The organism is Microbacterium sp. LMX7-1.2 (assembly GCF_040675935.1).
Taxonomy (GTDB): Bacteria; Actinomycetota; Actinomycetes; order Actinomycetales; family Microbacteriaceae; genus Microbacterium.
Map to the genome: position 1 here is coordinate 635,830 of NZ_JBEGIL010000001.1, position 17,346 is coordinate 653,175.

At 70.1% G+C, this 17,346-nt stretch carries 20 protein-coding genes; 11 read left to right on the plus strand and 9 right to left on the minus strand.

What is annotated here, in order from left to right:
- Nucleotides 1-23: 23 nt before the first annotated feature.
- On the minus strand, nucleotides 24-521 hold the full coding sequence (locus MRBLMX7_RS03275; RefSeq protein WP_363366184.1) for a CGNR zinc finger domain-containing protein: 498 nt from the start codon (nucleotides 519-521) through the stop codon (nucleotides 24-26).
- 124 nt (nucleotides 522-645) lie between these two features.
- Here MRBLMX7_RS03275 and MRBLMX7_RS03280 point away from each other — a divergent pair, with 124 nt between their 5' ends.
- From MRBLMX7_RS03280 to MRBLMX7_RS03300, 5 genes are read left to right on the plus strand one after another with little or no spacing between them, the layout of a single operon-like run.
- Nucleotides 646-2,046, plus strand: a complete 1,401-nt coding sequence (locus MRBLMX7_RS03280) for a threonine/serine ThrE exporter family protein (RefSeq protein WP_363366185.1) — start codon at nucleotides 646-648, stop codon at nucleotides 2,044-2,046.
- A 60-nt stretch (nucleotides 2,047-2,106) separates the two neighbouring features.
- A complete protein-coding gene (locus tag MRBLMX7_RS03285; RefSeq protein WP_363366186.1) occupies nucleotides 2,107-2,571 on the plus strand; it encodes a MarR family winged helix-turn-helix transcriptional regulator in 465 nt (154 codons plus the stop codon).
- A 59-nt stretch (nucleotides 2,572-2,630) separates the two neighbouring features.
- Complete coding sequence (locus MRBLMX7_RS03290; protein WP_363366187.1) at nucleotides 2,631-3,053, plus strand: organic hydroperoxide resistance protein; 423 nt, start codon at nucleotides 2,631-2,633, stop codon at nucleotides 3,051-3,053.
- A 54-nt stretch (nucleotides 3,054-3,107) separates the two neighbouring features.
- Nucleotides 3,108-4,085, plus strand: coding sequence for a zinc-binding dehydrogenase (locus MRBLMX7_RS03295; RefSeq protein ID WP_363366188.1), 978 nt, complete (start codon nucleotides 3,108-3,110; stop codon nucleotides 4,083-4,085).
- 55 nt (nucleotides 4,086-4,140) lie between these two features.
- Complete coding sequence (locus MRBLMX7_RS03300; RefSeq protein WP_363366189.1) at nucleotides 4,141-4,542, plus strand: RidA family protein; 402 nt, start codon at nucleotides 4,141-4,143, stop codon at nucleotides 4,540-4,542.
- Nucleotides 4,543-4,557: 15 nt separating this feature from the next.
- On the opposite strand, the gene MRBLMX7_RS03305 is transcribed toward MRBLMX7_RS03300, so the two are convergent.
- The 5 genes from MRBLMX7_RS03305 to MRBLMX7_RS03325 all read right to left on the minus strand — a co-directional run bounded on the left by MRBLMX7_RS03305 (nucleotide 4,558) and on the right by MRBLMX7_RS03325 (nucleotide 8,601).
- Nucleotides 4,558-5,634 carry a DNA polymerase IV gene (locus MRBLMX7_RS03305; protein WP_363366190.1) on the minus strand — a complete coding sequence of 359 codons (1,077 nt, stop codon included), beginning with the start codon at nucleotides 5,632-5,634 and terminating at the stop codon, nucleotides 4,558-4,560.
- A gap of 62 nt (nucleotides 5,635-5,696) precedes the next feature.
- Nucleotides 5,697-6,089, minus strand: a complete 393-nt coding sequence (locus tag MRBLMX7_RS03310) for a DUF1304 domain-containing protein (protein WP_050721305.1) — start codon at nucleotides 6,087-6,089, stop codon at nucleotides 5,697-5,699.
- Nucleotides 6,090-6,115: 26 nt separating this feature from the next.
- Entirely contained in the window at nucleotides 6,116-7,009 is an 894-nt protein-coding gene (locus MRBLMX7_RS03315; protein ID WP_363366191.1) for a CPBP family intramembrane glutamic endopeptidase, read from the minus strand.
- Nucleotides 7,006-7,731, minus strand: coding sequence for a tRNA (guanosine(46)-N7)-methyltransferase TrmB (gene trmB / locus MRBLMX7_RS03320; RefSeq protein WP_363366192.1), 726 nt, complete (start codon nucleotides 7,729-7,731; stop codon nucleotides 7,006-7,008). Before trmB ends, MRBLMX7_RS03315 begins: the two co-directional genes overlap by 4 nt.
- A gap of 30 nt (nucleotides 7,732-7,761) precedes the next feature.
- A complete protein-coding gene (locus MRBLMX7_RS03325; RefSeq protein ID WP_363366193.1) occupies nucleotides 7,762-8,601 on the minus strand; it encodes a DUF3097 domain-containing protein in 840 nt (279 codons plus the stop codon).
- A gap of 122 nt (nucleotides 8,602-8,723) precedes the next feature.
- Between MRBLMX7_RS03325 and MRBLMX7_RS03330 the strand changes: the two genes are divergently transcribed.
- From MRBLMX7_RS03330 to MRBLMX7_RS03345, 4 genes are all read left to right on the plus strand, one after another.
- A complete protein-coding gene (locus tag MRBLMX7_RS03330) occupies nucleotides 8,724-10,769 on the plus strand; it encodes a TPM domain-containing protein (RefSeq protein WP_363366194.1) in 2,046 nt (681 codons plus the stop codon).
- Nucleotides 10,770-10,824: 55 nt separating this feature from the next.
- Nucleotides 10,825-11,571: a PspA/IM30 family protein gene (locus tag MRBLMX7_RS03335; RefSeq protein ID WP_363366195.1), complete on the plus strand. Its 747-nt coding sequence runs from the start codon at nucleotides 10,825-10,827 to the stop codon at nucleotides 11,569-11,571.
- A 65-nt stretch (nucleotides 11,572-11,636) separates the two neighbouring features.
- Nucleotides 11,637-12,440, plus strand: coding sequence for an arginase family protein (locus MRBLMX7_RS03340; protein WP_363366196.1), 804 nt, complete (start codon nucleotides 11,637-11,639; stop codon nucleotides 12,438-12,440).
- Entirely contained in the window at nucleotides 12,437-12,892 is a 456-nt protein-coding gene (locus MRBLMX7_RS03345; RefSeq protein ID WP_363366197.1) for a Fe-S oxidoreductase, read from the plus strand. Before MRBLMX7_RS03340 ends, MRBLMX7_RS03345 begins: the two co-directional genes overlap by 4 nt.
- A 12-nt stretch (nucleotides 12,893-12,904) precedes the next feature.
- Here MRBLMX7_RS03345 and MRBLMX7_RS03350 read toward each other — a convergent pair whose 3' ends face one another.
- From MRBLMX7_RS03350 to MRBLMX7_RS03360, 3 genes are read right to left on the minus strand one after another with little or no spacing between them, the layout of a single operon-like run.
- Nucleotides 12,905-13,375 carry an SIP domain-containing protein gene (locus MRBLMX7_RS03350; protein ID WP_363366198.1) on the minus strand — a complete coding sequence of 157 codons (471 nt, stop codon included), beginning with the start codon at nucleotides 13,373-13,375 and terminating at the stop codon, nucleotides 12,905-12,907.
- A gap of 33 nt (nucleotides 13,376-13,408) precedes the next feature.
- Nucleotides 13,409-14,143: a tyrosine-protein phosphatase gene (locus tag MRBLMX7_RS03355; protein ID WP_363366199.1), complete on the minus strand. Its 735-nt coding sequence runs from the start codon at nucleotides 14,141-14,143 to the stop codon at nucleotides 13,409-13,411.
- Nucleotides 14,140-14,616 carry a carboxymuconolactone decarboxylase family protein gene (locus MRBLMX7_RS03360; RefSeq protein WP_050722022.1) on the minus strand — a complete coding sequence of 159 codons (477 nt, stop codon included), beginning with the start codon at nucleotides 14,614-14,616 and terminating at the stop codon, nucleotides 14,140-14,142. Before MRBLMX7_RS03360 ends, MRBLMX7_RS03355 begins: the two co-directional genes overlap by 4 nt.
- 240 nt (nucleotides 14,617-14,856) lie before the next feature.
- On the opposite strand from MRBLMX7_RS03360, the gene MRBLMX7_RS03365 reads away from it, so the two are divergent.
- Nucleotides 14,857-15,726, plus strand: coding sequence for an alpha/beta fold hydrolase (locus MRBLMX7_RS03365; RefSeq protein ID WP_363370780.1), 870 nt, complete (start codon nucleotides 14,857-14,859; stop codon nucleotides 15,724-15,726).
- A gap of 96 nt (nucleotides 15,727-15,822) precedes the next feature.
- Complete coding sequence (locus tag MRBLMX7_RS03370; protein WP_363366200.1) at nucleotides 15,823-17,343, plus strand: ABC transporter substrate-binding protein; 1,521 nt, start codon at nucleotides 15,823-15,825, stop codon at nucleotides 17,341-17,343.
- Nucleotides 17,344-17,346 lie beyond the last annotated feature (3 nt).

Below are 17,346 nucleotides of genomic sequence, written 5' to 3' on the forward strand. Positions count from 1 at the left end.
TCAACCATGACAGTTCGCGACCTTCAGGTTCTGCCACGATGCCGATGCACGGCGTCGTAGTTGCCGCAGCGTGCGGAGCAGTAACGCCGCCGACCGTTCCTGCTCGTGTCGACGAAGACCGCACGGCACCCCGCCCGCGCGCAGGCGCCCAAGCGCTCCCCCTCCGACTCGACCGCGAAGATCGCCAGACCTCCGGCGGTGACCGCGCGCACCCGGCCGACGATGTCGTCGTCCTCCGGAGTGAAGTGCAGATGCGGGCGGCGTCCATCGTGGGTCGTGAGGTAGACGCCTGTCGTGCCGACGGTGAGCAGCGCGTTCACCGCGACCGTGCGCGCATCAGCGTCCTCCGCTGCGAAGACGGCACGCAACCGCGTCGACCACTCGATGAGAAGCTCCCCCTGCTCTCCGGTGAGCTGCGGACGTCGGATGTCGTGCTCGGCGAGGATCGCCTCCAGCGCCGGTCTCCCGATCCCGGCTGCCGCGGCGTTCACGAGCGCAGCCGACAGGTGGACGCCTGGCATGTTGTCATGGGCGAACAGCATTGACCGATTACACCACGCGCAACCCGGCGACGGTACCGGCCCGGATCCGAGCCGCGCCCGCGCGGTCGCACGCGCACTCGTGGTCGAGCGGAAGAATGGAGGCATGCCCTCGAACCCGCGCCGGCGACTGCTCGACTCCATGCGACGGATCCTGCACACCGACCCGTCGAGCGTCGCGCACACCGAGATGATGCCGATCATCGATGAGCGCACAGTGCCACGGGTGCTCGACCTCGCCACTCGGATCGGCGAGGCGATGTTCGCGGTCGGCGCCTCGGCGCACGAGGTCACTCTCGCGATCGTCCGGGTGAGCGAGGCCTACGGATTGCGCGGAGTGCAGGTCGACGTCACCTACAACTCGATCACGGTGTCGTTCCATCTGAGCGGCGAAGCCTGGCCGGAGACGCTCGTGCGCGTGGTCCGCGTCGCCGCCCCCGACCATGCCAAGCTGCAGCGCGTGCAGGCGCTCGTCGCCGACATCGACGACGGCCTGGACCTGGAATCGGCGCGCACCTCGTTCCGAGCGATCAGACGGATGCCGTTCCGCTACCAGCAGTCGGTCGTGATCGTCGCGCGGGCGATGCTCGCGGTCGGCGTCAGCATCCTGCTCGGCGCCTCCCCGGTGATCGTCGGGCTGACCTTCCTCGCCGCGCTCGGCGCGGCGCTGACCCAGGCGGGCCTCGCACGCATCCAGGTGCCGCTGTTCTTCAGCCAGATCGCGGGAGGGTTCGTGACGACGATCGTCGCCGTCGCTGTCTCGGCGCTGGGCTCGGCGGGGATCGAGCCCTTCGTCGGCATCCGCCCATCCATCATCGTCGCCTCGGGAATCGTGCTCATGCTCGCGGGACTCACCGTCGTCGGCGCGGCGCAGGACGCGATCGACGGCTTCGCGCTCACCGCGGGCGGCCGCATCCTCGACCTCACGATGCAGACTCTCGGAGTCGTGATCGGCATCCTCGTCGGCCTGGAGCTCGGCGGGCTGCTCGGATTCACGATGGACCTTCCCGACGACCCTGCGCCGTTCGGGCCGCTGCTGGGCGTGTTCGCGGGCGCGATCATCATCGCGGTCGCCGTCGCGGTCTTCAACGGCGCAGGGCTCAGGATCATCCTCGTGAGCGCGTTGCTCAGCGCCATCACGATCGCCGGTTACACGGGGGCCGTGACGGTGAACGTGCACCCTGCGGCGGCGAGCGCGATCGGCGCCCTGCTCGCGAGCTTCGTCGGCGTGCTGATCGCGCACAATCTGCACGTGCCGTCCGTCGCGGTGACGACGGCGGCGATCGTGCCGCTCGTGCCGGGCGTCGCGGTCTTCCAGGGGCTGCTCGAAATGGTGCACGCGGGCGGCACGACGAGCGGCGTGGTGGGGGCGGGTGGCTCGCTCATCGATGCCGCCGTGATCGGGATCGGTCTCGCCTCCGGAGCCTCGCTGGGCCTCTACATCGGCACTCCGGTTCGCGCGACGCTCTCCGGGGTCTCGAAGACCCGCGCGCGCCTGCGCCGCTGATCCGCGTCTCGGATCGCCACGTTCAGGTGATGCACAACTATGTTGTGCACAATACTTCTCATGGCCGTGACCGATGAGATGGTGTGCTTCTCGCTCTACTCTGCCGCCCGCGCGACCACGCAGGTGTACCGTTCGCTGCTGAGCCCCTGGGGACTCACCTACCCTCAGTACCTCGTCCTCGCGATCCTGTGGAACGAGGGAGAGCAGAGCATCGGCGCACTCGGCGAGGCGATGCAGCTCGACTCCGGCACGCTCTCCCCGCTCGTGCGTCGGCTCGAGCAGGCCGGCTACGTCACCCGCGCCCGGCGAGCCGGCGACGAGCGCGTCGTGATCGTGCAACTCACCGACGCCGGTGTCACCCTGCGCTCCGAGGTCGCGCCCGTGCATGCCCGCGTGGCCGCGCTCGCCGGGATGGCGGACGATGCCGACCGCCTGCGCCTGATCGCCGAGCTGCGAGAGCTCACGACACTGCTGCACACGGTCGCCGCCTCCGACGACCCGGCCCCGACCACCCGCACCTCCTGACCCCCGCACCTCCTGATCACCCGCGGTCGCCGACCGCACCACCGGAAGGAATCCCCACGATGGAAGCCCTGTACACCGCAGAAGCACTCGCCACCGGCGCCGGCCGCGACGGCCGCGTCGTCACCGCAGACGGAGGTCTCGCGTTCGACCTCGCGATCCCGAAGGCCATGGGCGGCAGCGGAGACGGCGCGAACCCCGAGCAGCTCTTCGCGGCCGGCTACGCCGCCTGCTTCCACTCGGCCCTGCAAGCCGTCGCCCGCACGCAGAAGGTCGCCATCGCCGACACCTCCGTCGGCGCGCGCGTGCACATCGGCTCGAACGGGCAGGGCGGCTTCGGTCTGGCGGTCGAGCTCGAGGTCGTTATCCCGGACCTGCCGCACGACGAGGCCCAGGCGCTCGCGGATGCGGCGCACCAGGTCTGCCCCTACTCGAACGCGACCCGCGGCAACATCGAGGTCACGATCACGGTCGCGGACGACTGACCCGTCACCCCCGACCGACACCGCATCGAACCGGAACCCACGAGGAGAACACCCATGCGCGCACTCATCCATCACGCCTTCGGCGCCCCCGAGGAGGTCCTCGCCGTCGAGGATCGCCCCCTGCCAGAGCCCGGACCGGGCCAGGTCCGCCTGCGCATCGTCCTGTCGCCGATCCACAACCACGACCTCTGGACGGTCCGCGGCACGTACGGCTTCGTGCCGGACCTCCCCGCCGCATCCGGCACCGAGGCGCTCGGCATCGTCGACGCGCTCGGCGAGGGCGTCGACGGCCTGAGCGTCGGTCAGCGCGTCGCGACCGGAGGCACCTTCGGCGCGTGGGCGGAGTACGTCGTGGCGAACGCCGCCGGGCTCATCCCCGTCTCGGACGCGATCGACGACGAGAGCGCCTCGCAGCTCGTGTCGATGCCCTTCAGCACCATCACCCTCCTCGAGTTCCTGGGAGCGAAGGAGGGCGACTGGATCGTGCAGAACGCGGCCAACGGCGCGGTCGGTCGGATGCTCGCGCAGCTCGGTGCCGCGAGGGGCATCAACGTGCTCGGACTCGTCCGCCGTGCGGGCGGAGTAGATGAGCTGCGCGCGCAGGGCATCGAGAACGTCGTCGCGACGGATGCCGAGGGCTGGCGCGACCGCGTCGCCGAGATCACCGGCGGCGCACACATCGCCCACGGCGTCGACTCGGTGGGCGGCTCGTCCGCGGGCGACGTCCTGTCGCTGCTCGGTGAGGGCGGCACGCTCGTGGCCTTCGGCGCGATGCAGTCGCCGGTAATGGAGATCGCCTCCTCGGACGTCATCTTCAAGCAGGCGGTCGTGAAGGGCTTCTGGGGCAGCAAGGTGATCCCCTCGCTGGATGCCGCGACGCGCGGCGCCCTGTTCGGCGAGCTGATCCAGCGTCTGACCGACGGCACCCTCACGCTGCCCGTGTCAGCGGTGTTCGACGCGGCCGACATCTCCGACGCCGTGCGCGCGAGCGACACCGCCGGACGCGTCGGCAAGGTGCTGCTGAAGTTCTGAGCCCACCGGTACGGAGTCTGCGCCGGATGTCCGACCCCCGGTGCAGACTCCGTGCATGGACATCGAACTCCTCCAGCCGGCGGGTCTGGTCGTCAGCCCCGCCTTCAGCCATGTGGCCGTGATCCCTCCGGGGGCCACGACCATCCACGTCGGCGGCCAGAACGGCGTCGACGATTCCGGGGCAGTCGTCTCGACGGATGCCGCGGAGCAGTCCCGCCGCGCCGTCGAGAACGCACGCACGGCCCTCCGATCCGCGGGCGCGTCGCTCGACGACGTCGTCAGCTGGACGATCTTCCTGCAGCAGGACGCCGATCTGCGTGCGGCCTACGGAGCAGTCGCCCCGTTGCTGGCGCGTGACGGTGCTCCGCCGCTGGTGACGACCGCCCTCGTCGCGGGGCTCGCCGTTCCCGGCGCGATGATCGAGGTCAGTGCGATCGCCGCCGTGCTGCGTGAGTGATTCCGGCGTCGCCGTTCAGATGCGTCCACGCACCGGCGTCCGCTCGGCCGCGTCGCCGCCCGCGGGCATGGTCATCTCGGCGCGGACCCCCAGCAGGCGCACCTCGCGTTCGGCGTCGAGCGTGCGGCCGAGAGCGACGGCCGCGTCGATCACGTCGTCGCGGCGCTCCGTGGGTTCCGCGAGCTTGCGCCCGAACGTCTTGGTCTCGAACGGCGCATACCGCACCTTGAGGTGCACTCGTACGACGGCCCTCCCCTCAGCGGCGCAGTCGTCGAACGCATGACCCGCCAGGTCGCGCAGCGCGTCCTCGACCTGCTCGGCCGTGGTGAGGTTCTGCTGGAAGGTCGTCTCGCGGCTGTGGCTCCGAGCGACCCACGGGGTGTCGTCGACTGTCGCGGGTCCGAGCCCGCCACCGAGATCGCGGTACCAGACGCCCATGCGCGGGCCGAACTCCGCGACCAGTGCCTCGCGATCCGCATCAGCGAGCTCCTGCACGGTCTCGACGCCGAGACCCGCCAGACGCTTCTGCACCTTGGGCCCCACGCCCCACAGATCACGCGTGGGCTTCTCCCCCATGACCTCGAACCAGTTCTCGGCCGTGAGGCGGAACATCCCGCGAGGCTTGCCGAACTCGGTGGCGATCTTCGCGCGCACCTTGTTGTCGCCGATCCCGACCGAGCAGTGCAGCCCCGTCGCCTCGAGGACCGCGGACTGCGCGTCTCGCGCGACGCGCTCCGGGTCCTCCGTCGCGATGCCGAGGAAGCACTCGTCCCAACCGATGATCTCCACGACCACTCCCGGCAGCGCCCTCAGCGCGGACATGACCTCGGTCGACGCCGACTCGTAGGCCTCATGGTCGACGGGCAGGAACACGGCATCGTCGGGAGCCTTCCTCGCCGCGATCTTGAGCGGCATGCCCGAGCCGATGCCGAAGGCGCGAGCCTCGTACGACGCGGTCGACACCACCGCGCGCTCCGTCGGATCTCCGCGCCCGCCCACGATGACGGGCAGCCCCGCGAGCTCGGGGCGGCGCAGCACCTCGACGGCCGCGATGAACTGATCCATGTCCACGTGCAGCACCCAGTCGGCCATGCCACGAGTGTGACCGGTCGGGGCGGGGATGTCACCCCCTGGCCCCGAGCCGCCGGACGAGGTCAGCCCAGGGAGACGCCGATCGCGGTCGCGATCACGGCCAGCAGCGGCAGCGTCCCCTGCATCGCGGCCGCTCGCAGCTTGGTGCGGTCCGACAGCACGAGCACGAGCGCCGCGGCGACCATCATGCCGGTGCCTGCGAACACGAGCGTGAGACCGACGGTCGGTGCGCCGACGATCGTGAGGCCGATGCCGAGCAGGGTGGTGAGCGCCAGGAACAGGTTGTAGAAGCCCTGGTTGAAGGCGAGCTGCTTCATCGTGACGGCATCCGCCTCGCTCGCCACGCCGAAGATCTTGCGCGTCTCGGGCTCGGTCCACTTGAGCGACTCGAGCGCGAAGATGAAGACGTGGAAGGCGGCTGCGGCCGCGGCGAGGACGAGTCCTGTGATGAGCATGGCTCGATCGTATCGCCGCGGGCGGGCTACACGAGGAAGATCGGCAGCAGCCCGGGGTTGTGCGCGTGGACGAGCACGGCGAACACCACGGCGTCGAAGAGCAGATGCACCGTGACGACGTACGCGAGCGAGTGGGTCCGCAGGAAGATGAACCCCTGCAGCAGCGCGAACGGGACCGTGAGCACGGGCCCCCACTCGCGGTAGCCGAGCTCCCACAGGAAGGACACGAACACGATCGCCTGCAGCGCGTTCGCGAGAGCATCGGGGAAGTGCCGCCGCAGCAGCGCGAAGACGGTGCAGATGAAGAACAGCTCGTCCCAGATGCCCACCGCGCCGACCCCGACGAACAGTCGCGCGATGAGGTCGGGCGTGTCGACGACCGGCCAGTTCTGATACACACCGCTCGTGATGAAGTAGAACGGCAGGATCAGCCAGCCGAGTACGAGCACCGCGACGAGCCAGCCCCACTGCAGCCGCCCCCAGCGCTTGCCGGAACGCCACGGGAAGCTGATCGCGCGGTCGCGGTAGACGAAGCGCGACACGAGGTACGGCACTGCCACGGCACCGCCGAGCGCGAGCGTGAACCGCAGCATCGCAAGGTTGTCGAGCTCGGCTGCGAGCGGGATCACGCTCACGATCAGCATCCCGAGCGCGATGAGCGACAGATCCCGGGTGAGCGACGGCTGTCGGCGCACCCCGATCACGCGGGCGGTCTCCCGGCGCGAGCCCATGCTCACGACCTGGTCGGGCACGCTCGGACGGCTCCGCTCGACGAGCCACGCCGATAGGATGCCGAGCGCCAGCAGCGTCCACCCCAGCCAGGGGATCTCGAGCACGAAGAACGCCGGCGCCGCGAGGCACACGAGCACGGCCGGTGCGATCCCCGGCCACACGGTCGTCTCGGCTCGGACGGCCGTCACGCGCGGGGCTTCCGCCGGTACACGAGATCGCGGATGTCTCGGCCCTTCGCGAGGCCCTTGCGCTCGAACGCGGTCATGACGCGACCGTCGAAGCGCTCGGCCCACTCTCCCTCGAACCCGCGCTCGAAGTCAGGCTCGGCGTCGAAGACCTCGCGCATCTGCAGCGCGTAGTCCTCCCAGTCCGTCGCGAGACGCAGCAGTCCGCCGTCGCGCAGCGCGCGTGCGACCGTCGCACCGAAGCCCGGGCGGATGAGACGGCGCTTGGTGTGCTTCTTCTTGTGCCACGGGTCGGAGAAGAAGATCCACACCTCCGCAGCGGATCCTTCGGGCAGGTAGGAGGAGAGCACCTCCGGGGCGTTCGCCTCGACCACGCGCAGATTGCGCGCGCCCTCGCGGTCGGCGTCGAGCATGGTGCGAGCGAGCCCCGCGCGGAAGACCTCGACCGCGAGGAAGTCGTCATCGGGACGCGACGCCGCGGCGGACACGATCGCGTGTCCCTGCCCCGAACCGATCTCGACGTAGAGGTCGGCGTCGCGGCCGTACTCGGCGGCGGGGTCGAGACGGGCCTCGGGGTGGACCGAGGTCCACGCGACGTCGCGCGGCACGTCGAGGAGGTACTGCGGTCCGAGCTCCTCGAAGGCGCGCTCCTGCGCGTCGGACATCCGTCCGCTGCGGCGCACGAAGGACACCGGTTCGTCACGGAAAGTGCGGGGGTCGGGCATGACTCCAGGGTAGTCGGCCGCCGACCGCGCTCAGGATGCGGGAGCGGTCACGAAGTCGATGAGCTCCTCGACGCGGCCCAGGAGCGAGGGCTCGAGGTCGCGGTAGGTGTGCACCTTAGACAGGATGTGCTGCCACGCGCGCGCCGTGTCGGCCTGCGTCTCGTGCGGCCAGCCGAAGGCGCGGCAGATTCCGCTCTTCCAGTCCATCCCCCGCGGGATCTCCGGCCACTTCGCGATGCCCAGCGCCCGCGGCGTCACGCACTGCCAGACGTCGACGAAGGGGTGGCCCACGATCTTCACGTGCCGCCCGTGCGGACCTCGGGCGACGGCATCCGCGATCCGCGACTCCTTCGACCCGGTGACCAGATGATCCACGAGCACGCCGTAGCGGCGGGTGGCGCTCGGCGGCTCCTCCGCCAGCAGCTCGTCGAGCAGATCGACGCCCTGCAGGTACTCCACGACAACGCCCTCGACGCGCAGATCGGCGCCCCACACCTTCTCGACGAGCTCGGCGTCGTGCCGTCCCTCGACGAGGATGCGGCTCGGAAGGGCGACCCGTGCGCGCTGGTCTGCGACAGCGAAGGATCCGGATGCCGTGCGCTTCGCGCCCTGCTCTTTCGCCGCCGGAGGCGTCAGACGCACCGCGGACCCGTCGATCAGGAAGCCGCCGCCGAGCGGGAACAGACGCTTGCGCCCCACGCGGTCCTCGAGCTCGACGTTGCCGGCCTGCACGCGCGTGACGGCCCCGACGTAGCCGTCGGACGCGACCTCGACCACGAGGTCGAGCTCGGCGGGGACCTCGGGCACTGGCTTCACGCCGCGCTGCCTCCACCCCGCCGCGAGCACATCCGATCCGTACCTGTCGTCCATGCCCTCCAGCGTATGTGTCTCCGCTGAGGGCGAACGGCCAACCCGCCCGGGAGGCTGTCGCGTGTCGGACTGAGTGCATAGACTCGTGCCATGGGGCTCGGCTGCCGGTCGGAGGGAACGCGATGAAGACACGGTTGCTCGGAGCGGCTGCGCTGGCGCTGGCCGCGACTATCGGGATGCTCGCGGCCCCAGCCGCCTTCGCCACGGACCCCGTCACCCTCGACTCCGGATACGTGACCGACGACGCCGGCGTGCTCAACCCGACCGAGAAGCAGGCCGTAGAAGACCGGTTGCGGGAACTCGAGGAGAACTCTCCCGTCGAGCTCTTCGTCGTCTTCGTCGACGACTTCACCTCGCCGTCCGACAGCGCCGAGTGGGCTGACACGGTCGCTGACGCGAACAACATCGGCACCGAGCAGTACCTCCTCGCGGTCGCAGTTGAGGGACGCAGTTACTACATCTCGCAGCCCGTCGACGGCGGCTCGGTCAGCGGCGGTCAGCTCGACGACATCGAGGGCAAGATCCAGCCGCTCATGCGCGACAGCGACTGGAGCGGCGCAGTCATCCTCGCCGCCGATGAGATGCAGGGCGACGGGGGCGCCGGGGCACTGCGCGCGACGCTCATCGTCGTCGGCATCGTGGTTCTGGCTCTGCTGATGTGGCTCGTCATCGCGCTCGTCCGCCGCGCACGGCGCAACGCCGCGATCCGCGCCCGCGGTGCGATGCCCGAGAAGCCCGACCCGAACGATCCGTTCTCTACCCTGACCGACGAGCAGGTGCAGACCCAGGCCGGTGCTGCGCTCGTGCAGGCCGACGACGCCATCACGTCGAGCCGTGAGGAGCTCGGATTCGCGGTCGCGCAGTTCGGCGAAGCGGCGACAGCCGAGTTCAGCGGCGCCGTCGAGACGGCGAAGGCCAAGATGTCGGAGGCGTTCGACCTCAAGCAGAAACTCGACGACGAGATCGAGGACACGGTCCACGACCGACGGGCCTGGCACATCCGCATCATCCAGCTGTGCGACGAGATCGATGACGTGCTCGACGACAACACCGAGGCGTTCGACGCCCTCCGCCGGCTCGAGCAGAACGCGCCGCAGGAGCTCGAACGCGTGCGCGGCGAGCGGGCCGCACTGGAGCCCGTGCTGGCCGGCGCCTCCGCGGCCCTCGCAGGACTCGCGGCCACTTATGACCAGAGCGCCCTCAGCACCGTCACCGACAACGCCGCCCAGGCGGCCGAACGCGCTGCCCTCGCGGATCGTTCGATCGCGGGCGCCGCCCAGGCGATCACGGCCGGTCGCACGGGAGAGGCCGCATTCGCGATCCGCACCGCCGAGCAGTCCGTGGCGCAGTCCGCGCAGCTCGTGAAGGCGATCACCGACCTCGGCGGCGAGCTCGCCGGCATCGAGGCCCAGGCACAGGCCCTCGTAGCCGAGCTCCAGGGCGACATGGCGACCGCCCAGCAGATCCCCGACACCTCCGGCACGATCGCCGGCGTCGTCTCGGCGACGGCCCAGCAGCTGCAGGTCGCCCAAGCGGGCCTCTCGGGCACGGCCCGCAGCCCGCAGCGGGTGCTCGACGCGCTCACCGCAGCGAACACCCAGATCGACGCCGCGATCGCTCAGGGCACGGCCGCAGTCGAGCGCAGCCGCCGCGTGCAGCAGATGCTCGACCAGACGCTCGCGCAGGCCGAGTCCGAGATCCGCGCGGCGCGCGAGTACATCGAAACGCGTCGCGGCACGGTCGGCTCGACCGCGCGCACCCGCCTCTCACAGGCCGAGGCGACGCTGACGCAGGCGCTGAACCTGCGCTCCGCGAACCCCGAGGCCGCCCTCACCGAGGCCGGCCGCGCCCTCGACCTCGCCCGTCAGGCGACCTCCTCTGCGCAGGCCGACGTCTCGGCCATGAACCCGAGCCGCTACGAAGACGACGGCTGGGGCGGAGGGGGCATCTTCGGCGGCTCGTCCGGCGGTGGCTCCGGGCTCGGCGGCGACATCCTCGGCGGCATCATCGGCGGACTCCTCTCCGGTGGGGGAGGCGGCGGCTCCACGCGTCGCAGCAGCAGCTGGCGCTCGAGCGGGGGCGGAGGCTTCCGCAGCTCCGGCTTCGGCGGCGGAGGCGGCAGACGCTCCAGCGGCCGTAGCGGCCGTTCAGGAGGTCGACGCTTCTGACCCTCGCACACGCTCTCACACAGACCACGACGACGACCCTCTGAAAGGAACACGCATGACCAAGCAGTCCATCTTCGGACGTATCTCGACCCTCGTCCGTGCGAACATCAACTCGCTCCTCGACTCCGCCGAGGACCCGCAGAAGATGATCGACCAGCTCGTCCGCGACTACACGAACAGCATCGCGGATGCCGAGTCGGCGATCGCGGAGACCATCGGCAACCTGCGCCTCCTCGAGCGCGACCACGAAGAGGACGTCCAGGCGGCCACGGAGTGGGGCAACAAGGCCCTCGCCGCCAGCCGCAAGGCCGACGAGATGCGCTCGAGCGGCAACACGGCGGACGCCGACAAGTTCGACAGCCTCGCCAAGATCGCCCTGCAGCGCCAGATCAGCGCAGAGCGCGAGGCGACCGGCGCCGAGCCGCAGATCGCCTCGCAGACCGAGATCGTCGACAAGCTGAAGTCCGGCCTCAACGGCATGAAGGACAAGCTCGGCGAGCTCAAGAACAAGCGCAGCGAGCTGCTCGCCCGCGCCAAGGTCGCCGAGGCGCAGACCAAGGTGCAGGACGCGGTGTCGTCGATCAACGTGCTCGACCCCACGAGCGAGCTGGGCCGCTTCGAGGACAAGGTCCGTCGCCAGGAGGCCCTTGCCCAGGGCAAGGCCGAGCTCGCGGCGTCGAGCCTCGACGCCCAGTTCGAGAGCCTCGAGGATCTCGGCGAGCTCACCGAGGTCGAGGCCCGTCTGGCCGAGCTGAAGGCCGGCGGCTCGAACTCCTCACGCCAGGCCATCGAAGGCTCCTGACACACCCCGCGGATGCCCCGGACCCGTCGCGTCCGGGGCATCCGCCTTCCTCCCGGGAGGCATCAATGGTGCGTTTCCTCGTCGTCCCGCAGTGGCAGGGCTCCCCTGCCGCGCGTGCGATGCTCCTCGTCGACGGTGCCTCGGCGATCGCCGGCGATCTTCCCCGTGCCGCCACCACCGTGCTCGACGTGCCCGTCGAAGCCGGCGAATCTCTCGGCACCGGGGTCCGGCGGCTCAGCGCGCTGCGGCGCACCCGCGAACTCGTCGCCGAGAGTATGACTGCCGACACCGTCGTGATCGGCGGCGACTGCAGCGTCACGGTCGCGGCCCTCGCCGCACTGCCGGGCGGCACCGACGACCTCGCCGTCGTGTGGTGCGACGCCCACGGCGACCTTCACACGCCCGAGACCTCGCCGTCTGGTGCGTTCTCCGGCATGGCGCTGCGCGCGGTTCTCGGCGAGGGCGAGCCGCAGGTCGTGCTCTCCCCCGGCATCCCCCGCGATCGTGTCGTCACGGTCGGGATGCGCACCCTCGACGACGACGAGGCTCCGGTGATCGACGGTCTGTCGCAGCTCTCGGTCGACGACCTCGACCGCGTCGACGCTCTCGCCGACGCCGTGCAGGCCACGGGCGCGACGCGCGTCTGGGTGCACATCGACGTCGACGTGCTGGATCCCGCAGACCTCGCGGGCGTCTCATCCGCCGTGCCGTTCGGCGCCGCGCCGGCATCCCTCGGTGCCGCGATCCGCGCGCTGCGCGAACGCGTGCCCCTGGCGGGTGCCACGATCGCGGGATTCGCGCCGCGCTCCCCCGCCGACGCGGTCGACGACCTCGGTGCGCTCCTCCGACTCGTCGGAGCTGTCGCATGACGGACTGGCGGCCGGCCGCCGAGGAGGCGCTCGCGCGCGGGCGGCGCCTCGATCGCCGCATCCCGTCCTTCCTGCTGCGTTCCCCGATCAGCCGCATCGGCTACTGGTGGGGAACCGCGGTGGGATGGGTGTGGGGTTCGCTGTGGAGCACCGGACCCGTCGAGCGGCGCGCAGGGCTCTGGGTCTTCCGGGGCATGCCGTCGTGGACGTTCAACCGCGGCGGCGTCTGCGTCGGCGGATGCTTCCTCACCGGCGACGCCAGACCGACGGATGCCGTGCTGCGACACGAGGCCGTGCACAAGGCGCAGTGGCTGCGCTACGGATTCCTCATGCCGGTGCTGTACGCCGTCGCCGGGCGCGATCCGCTGCGGAACCGCTTCGAGATCGAGGCCGGGCTGGAGGACGGCAACTACGTTCGTCGCGGCACGCCGGTGATGCGCTCGGGACGATAGGGCGGAGAGCGCTCAGCGGTCGAGCGGGAGAAGTCCGAAGCGCTCGGGAGCGTGGACCGTCGACGGGTCGATGCCGAGCTCGGTGGTGAGGTGCTCGACGATGTCGGCCGTACCGAGGTATCCGCCCAGAAGCGTCACGTGCGTCTCGACCTCGTCGTCGTACAGCATCTCGTCGGCCCACGCGCAGGTCGCGCGGGCGAGAGCCTGACCGGGGGCGCACGCACGACCGGTTCCCGGGGCACCGGAGCGACGGTCGCGGGCGAGCCAGGTCACGGTCATGCGGCCCGGGGCGTCGATGACGCCGATGTCCGCGGTCTCTGCGACCTCGATGAAGATACGGCCGGAGGCGCACAGCGGAAGCGTCGCGAGGAAAGCCTCGAGTTCGACGAGAGAGTGCTCGTCGGCGGTCACGAGGTGGTGCGCGGAGCGACGCGCGGCACGGCGCTCGGCGCGCGTGCTGCGGGTGTCGACGGGGATGCTCATGATGCCTCCATCGTACACCAAGTGAAGGCTTGCCTAACCTTCGTCGGAGTCTTCCGTGACCGAGGGCTCGACCAGGGCATCCTGCAACGCCTCGAGCTCAGGCTCCGTCATCCCCTGCGCGCGCAGATACTCGCGTGCGGATCCCCATCTCTCGTCGACCGCGTCGAGGAGCGCGCGCATGACCGCGGCGGGCGACTGCGTCGCAAGCGCGACGGCGTGGACGGCCTCGGGATGCTGCGCCTGCAGGTAGGCGGCGATGCGGCGAGACCGCTCGGGCGGGAGCTGCGACTCGGTGAGCGCGTAATCGGCGACGACGGCCTCACGGTCGGCGCCGACGGCCGACAGGGCGAGGGCGACCGTGACTCCCGTGCGGTCCTTGCCGACCGTGCAGTGCACGAGGGTGGGCTCGCCCGCAGCGATGACGCGGATGGCCGCGGCGAGGCGGTCACCGCTCTCCTCCAGCAGGTGGAGGTAGAGGTCGTCGAGACTCGTGTCGCTCTCGAAGAACGAGCGCACAGAGCCGAGGAAGAGCGGGAGGTGCGTGGTCTCCGGGCCCTCGATGCCGCTCGGCTCCGCGGCGACCTCTTCGCCGTCGCGCAGATCGACGATGTGCGCGACGGCGTGCCGGAGAGCATCCGCCCCCGCCGTCGTCGCACCGGACAGCTGTCCGGACCGCAGCAGCACGCCCGAGCGGATGCGGCCGCCGGCGGCGGGGATCCCGCCGACATCACGGACGTTCGTGACGCCCTCGATGCGGAGGACGGTCATGCCTGCGCCTGCGGCGCGCGGGGCGGAACCGGATAGCGCCCCGCGATGACCACGCGGTTGAAGGCGTTGATGGAGATGCACGCCCAGCTCAGCGCCGCATACTCCTTCTCGGTGAAGATCGCGCCCACCCGGTTGTACACGTCGTCCGAGATGCCGTCCTCCGAGATGAAGGTGAACGCCTCCGCGAGTTCCAGCGCGGCCTGCTCGCGCTCCGTGAAGACGTCGCTCTCGCGCCACGTCGCGATCTGCATCATGGTGTCGGGATCGATCCCCGCGGCGGTCGCGCGATCGACATGCACGCGGGTGCAGTACGCGCATCCGTTGAGCTGCGAGCAGTGGATCATCACGATCTCCTTGAGGCGATCGTCGATGCCGTTCGCCGCACAGATCTGCCCCACGGTCTTCGAGAACGCATCCAGCGCCTGGTAGGCGGTGGGCTCGGTCTTGGAGAGGTGCACTCGCGTCTCGCTCATGGGGTCCATGATATTCGGTCCGATGTCCCGCGTACCGTCACCGTGCTGCGACCGCCCGATTCCTCTCGAATGCGAAATGCTCAGCTTTTTGAGGGTTTGGATTGCAGAATGACTGGAGAGATGCACTTACTGCATGTCATAGTGATCTCGCATTTCCACACGCACCCCGCGTCGGAGCAGAATGATCAGGTGCCGACCGACATCACCGAGTTCAGCTATCTTCCCACACAGGCGGAGGCGATGGGCGTACCCGTCCCACCCGTCGAACGGCTCACGTTCGCCCTCGAGGACGGCCGGACGCTCAGCGCCCTGCGTTTCGGCTCGTCCTCCCCGAGGATCACGCTGCTCCACGGCGCCGGTCTCAACGCGCACACCTGGGACACGACCGTCCTCGCGCTCGGACAGTCCGCGCTCGTCCTCGATCTCCCCGGCCACGGCGACTCGTCCTGGCGGGATGACCTCGACTACACGCCCCGTGCACTCGCCGGCGACGTCGCGGCAGCGCTCGACGCCTGGACCGACTCCTCGCAGGTCGTGGTCGGTCAGTCCCTGGGCGGCCTGACCGGCGCGGCACTCGCAGCGACCCGCCCCGACCTCGTCGCCGAGCTGATCGTGGTCGACATCACCCCCGGGATCGACACCTCCGCCGGTCCCGCCGCACTGCGGGAGTTCTACGCCGGCCCGACCGACTTCGCGAGCCGGGACGAGCTCGTCGACCGGGCGATCGCCTTCGGGTTCGGCGGCGCCCGTCCGGATACCGAGCGCGGCGTGTTCCACAACACGCGTATCCGGGCCGACGGACGCGTCGAGTGGAAGCATCATTTCGCGCACCTGGCCGCGCAGACGCTCGAGGCGCATCACGCGGGCGACGCGGCCGCACCCTCTGTCCTCAGCGCCTCGGGGTGGGACGATCTCACCACCACCGCCGCGCCGATCACTCTGGTCCGGGCGCTGCACGGCTTCGTCTCCTCCGCCGATGCGGAGGAGTTCGCCCGACGCCTCCCCGACGCCCGTGTCGTCGTACTCGACGCGACCCACAATGCACAGGAGACGGCGCCGGCACCGCTCGCCGAGCTCGTCGCCTCCGCTCACGCCTCCGCGGGAATGTGACGTTCCGTTCCACACCCGCCCCGGCCCGCCCCGCTCATCCCTAGGCTCGTCCCACCGGCACACAGCACCTGCCGCACCGAGAGGAAACACCCGACAATGTCCCGACGTACCAGGCGGTTCGCGCTGATCTCCGCGATCGCCGCGAGCGCGATCATCCTCAGCGCCTGCACGGGCACCGCTGCGCCCGAGACCACGGCGCCCACCGGTGAACCCGACCCCGACGCCACACTCCAGGTCGGACTCGTCCTCGAGCCCACCAACCTCGACATCCGGCACACGAGCGGCGCCGCGATCGAGCAGATCCTCATCGACAACATCTACGAAGGCCTCGTGAGCCGCACCGAGGACAACGAGATCGTGCCGCGTCTCGCCTCGGACTACGAGATGTCCGACGACGGACTGACCTACACCTTCACGCTCAACGACGGCATCGCGTTCCACAACGGCACCGCACTCACCTCGGCCGACGTCGTGTCGTCGTACGAAGCCGTCCGCACTGACACGACGCTCCAGGGCAACGCCGAGTTCGCCTCGGTCGCGTCGATCACGGCGCCGGACCCCGCAACGGTCCAGATCGTGCTCACGGAGCCGAACCAGAACTTCCTGTTCTCGCTCACGGGACCCGCCGGTCTCGTCTTCCAGACCGGCGACACGACCGATCTGAAGACAGCCGAGAACGGCACCGGTCCGTTCACGCTGACGCGCTGGAGCAAGGGCAGCACCATCACGTTCGCGCGGAACGACGCGTACTGGGGTGAGAAGGCGGGCGTCGCCTCGGTCGAGTTCCAGTACATCCCCGACTTCACGGCCGGCGTGAACACGGCGCTCGACGGCGGAGTGCAGGTGCTCACCGCGGTCGACCCGAACCTCGCACCTCAGCTGGAGGACTCCGGAGACTTCACCCTCACGACCGGCCGCACCACCGACAAGGCGACCCTCGCGTTCAACAACGCCAAGGCCCCGCTCGACGACGTCCGGGTCCGCGAGGCGCTGCGACTCGCGATCGACCACGAGTCGCTCGTGCAGGCCGTGGGGGCCGGATCCACGCTCTACGGTCCGATCCCCGAGCTCGACCCCGGGTACGAGGACCTGTCCGACGTGATCTCCTACGATCCCGAGAAGGCCAAGGAACTGCTCGCCGAGGCGGGCCAGGAGGACCTCGAGCTCACTCTCACCATCCCCAGCTTCTACGGGACCACCGTGCCGAAGGTCCTGATCTCCGACTTCAAGAAGGTCGGCGTGACGCTCACCGTCGACGCCGTCGAGTTCCCGACCTGGCTCGAGGACGTCTACACGAACCACGACTACGATCTGAGCTTCGTGCTGCACGTCGAGCCCCGTGACTTCGGCAACTTCGCGAACCCCGAGTACTACTTCGGATACGACAACGCCGAGGTGCAGTCCCTGTACGCGGAGGCGCTGTCGGAGGTCGACCCCGATGCCTCCGCGAAGCTGCTCGCCCAGGCCGCTCGCATCGTCTCTGAAGACCATGCGGCCGATTGGCTGTACAACGGCGCGACCATCACGGCGGTGAGCCCGCTCGTGAGCGGCTTCCCTCAGGACTCGATCAACTCGCGCATCGACCTGGCCGGGGTCACGGTCGCCACCGAGAACTGATCG

Bases quoted from the DNA above. Each gene is read 5' to 3' on its own strand.
- MRBLMX7_RS03275 (WP_363366184.1), bottom strand. From the start codon at position 521: ATGCCAGGCGTCCACCTGTCGGCTGCGCTCGTGAACGCCGCGGCAGCC.
- MRBLMX7_RS03280 (WP_363366185.1), top strand. From the start codon at position 646: ATGCCCTCGAACCCGCGCCGGCGACTGCTCGACTCCATGCGACGGATC.
- MRBLMX7_RS03285 (WP_363366186.1), top strand. From the start codon at position 2,107: ATGGCCGTGACCGATGAGATGGTGTGCTTCTCGCTCTACTCTGCCGCC.
- MRBLMX7_RS03290 (WP_363366187.1), top strand. From the start codon at position 2,631: ATGGAAGCCCTGTACACCGCAGAAGCACTCGCCACCGGCGCCGGCCGC.
- MRBLMX7_RS03295 (WP_363366188.1), top strand. From the start codon at position 3,108: ATGCGCGCACTCATCCATCACGCCTTCGGCGCCCCCGAGGAGGTCCTC.
- MRBLMX7_RS03300 (WP_363366189.1), top strand. From the start codon at position 4,141: ATGGACATCGAACTCCTCCAGCCGGCGGGTCTGGTCGTCAGCCCCGCC.
- MRBLMX7_RS03305 (WP_363366190.1), bottom strand. From the start codon at position 5,634: ATGGCCGACTGGGTGCTGCACGTGGACATGGATCAGTTCATCGCGGCC.
- MRBLMX7_RS03310 (WP_050721305.1), bottom strand. From the start codon at position 6,089: ATGCTCATCACAGGACTCGTCCTCGCCGCGGCCGCAGCCGCCTTCCAC.
- trmB (WP_363366192.1), bottom strand. From the start codon at position 7,731: ATGCCCGACCCCCGCACTTTCCGTGACGAACCGGTGTCCTTCGTGCGC.
- MRBLMX7_RS03325 (WP_363366193.1), bottom strand. From the start codon at position 8,601: ATGGACGACAGGTACGGATCGGATGTGCTCGCGGCGGGGTGGAGGCAG.
- MRBLMX7_RS03330 (WP_363366194.1), top strand. From the start codon at position 8,724: ATGAAGACACGGTTGCTCGGAGCGGCTGCGCTGGCGCTGGCCGCGACT.
- MRBLMX7_RS03335 (WP_363366195.1), top strand. From the start codon at position 10,825: ATGACCAAGCAGTCCATCTTCGGACGTATCTCGACCCTCGTCCGTGCG.
- MRBLMX7_RS03340 (WP_363366196.1), top strand. From the start codon at position 11,637: ATGGTGCGTTTCCTCGTCGTCCCGCAGTGGCAGGGCTCCCCTGCCGCG.
- MRBLMX7_RS03345 (WP_363366197.1), top strand. From the start codon at position 12,437: ATGACGGACTGGCGGCCGGCCGCCGAGGAGGCGCTCGCGCGCGGGCGG.
- MRBLMX7_RS03350 (WP_363366198.1), bottom strand. From the start codon at position 13,375: ATGAGCATCCCCGTCGACACCCGCAGCACGCGCGCCGAGCGCCGTGCC.
- MRBLMX7_RS03355 (WP_363366199.1), bottom strand. From the start codon at position 14,143: ATGACCGTCCTCCGCATCGAGGGCGTCACGAACGTCCGTGATGTCGGC.
- MRBLMX7_RS03360 (WP_050722022.1), bottom strand. From the start codon at position 14,616: ATGAGCGAGACGCGAGTGCACCTCTCCAAGACCGAGCCCACCGCCTAC.
- MRBLMX7_RS03365 (WP_363370780.1), top strand. From the start codon at position 14,857: ATGGGCGTACCCGTCCCACCCGTCGAACGGCTCACGTTCGCCCTCGAG.
- MRBLMX7_RS03370 (WP_363366200.1), top strand. From the start codon at position 15,823: ATGTCCCGACGTACCAGGCGGTTCGCGCTGATCTCCGCGATCGCCGCG.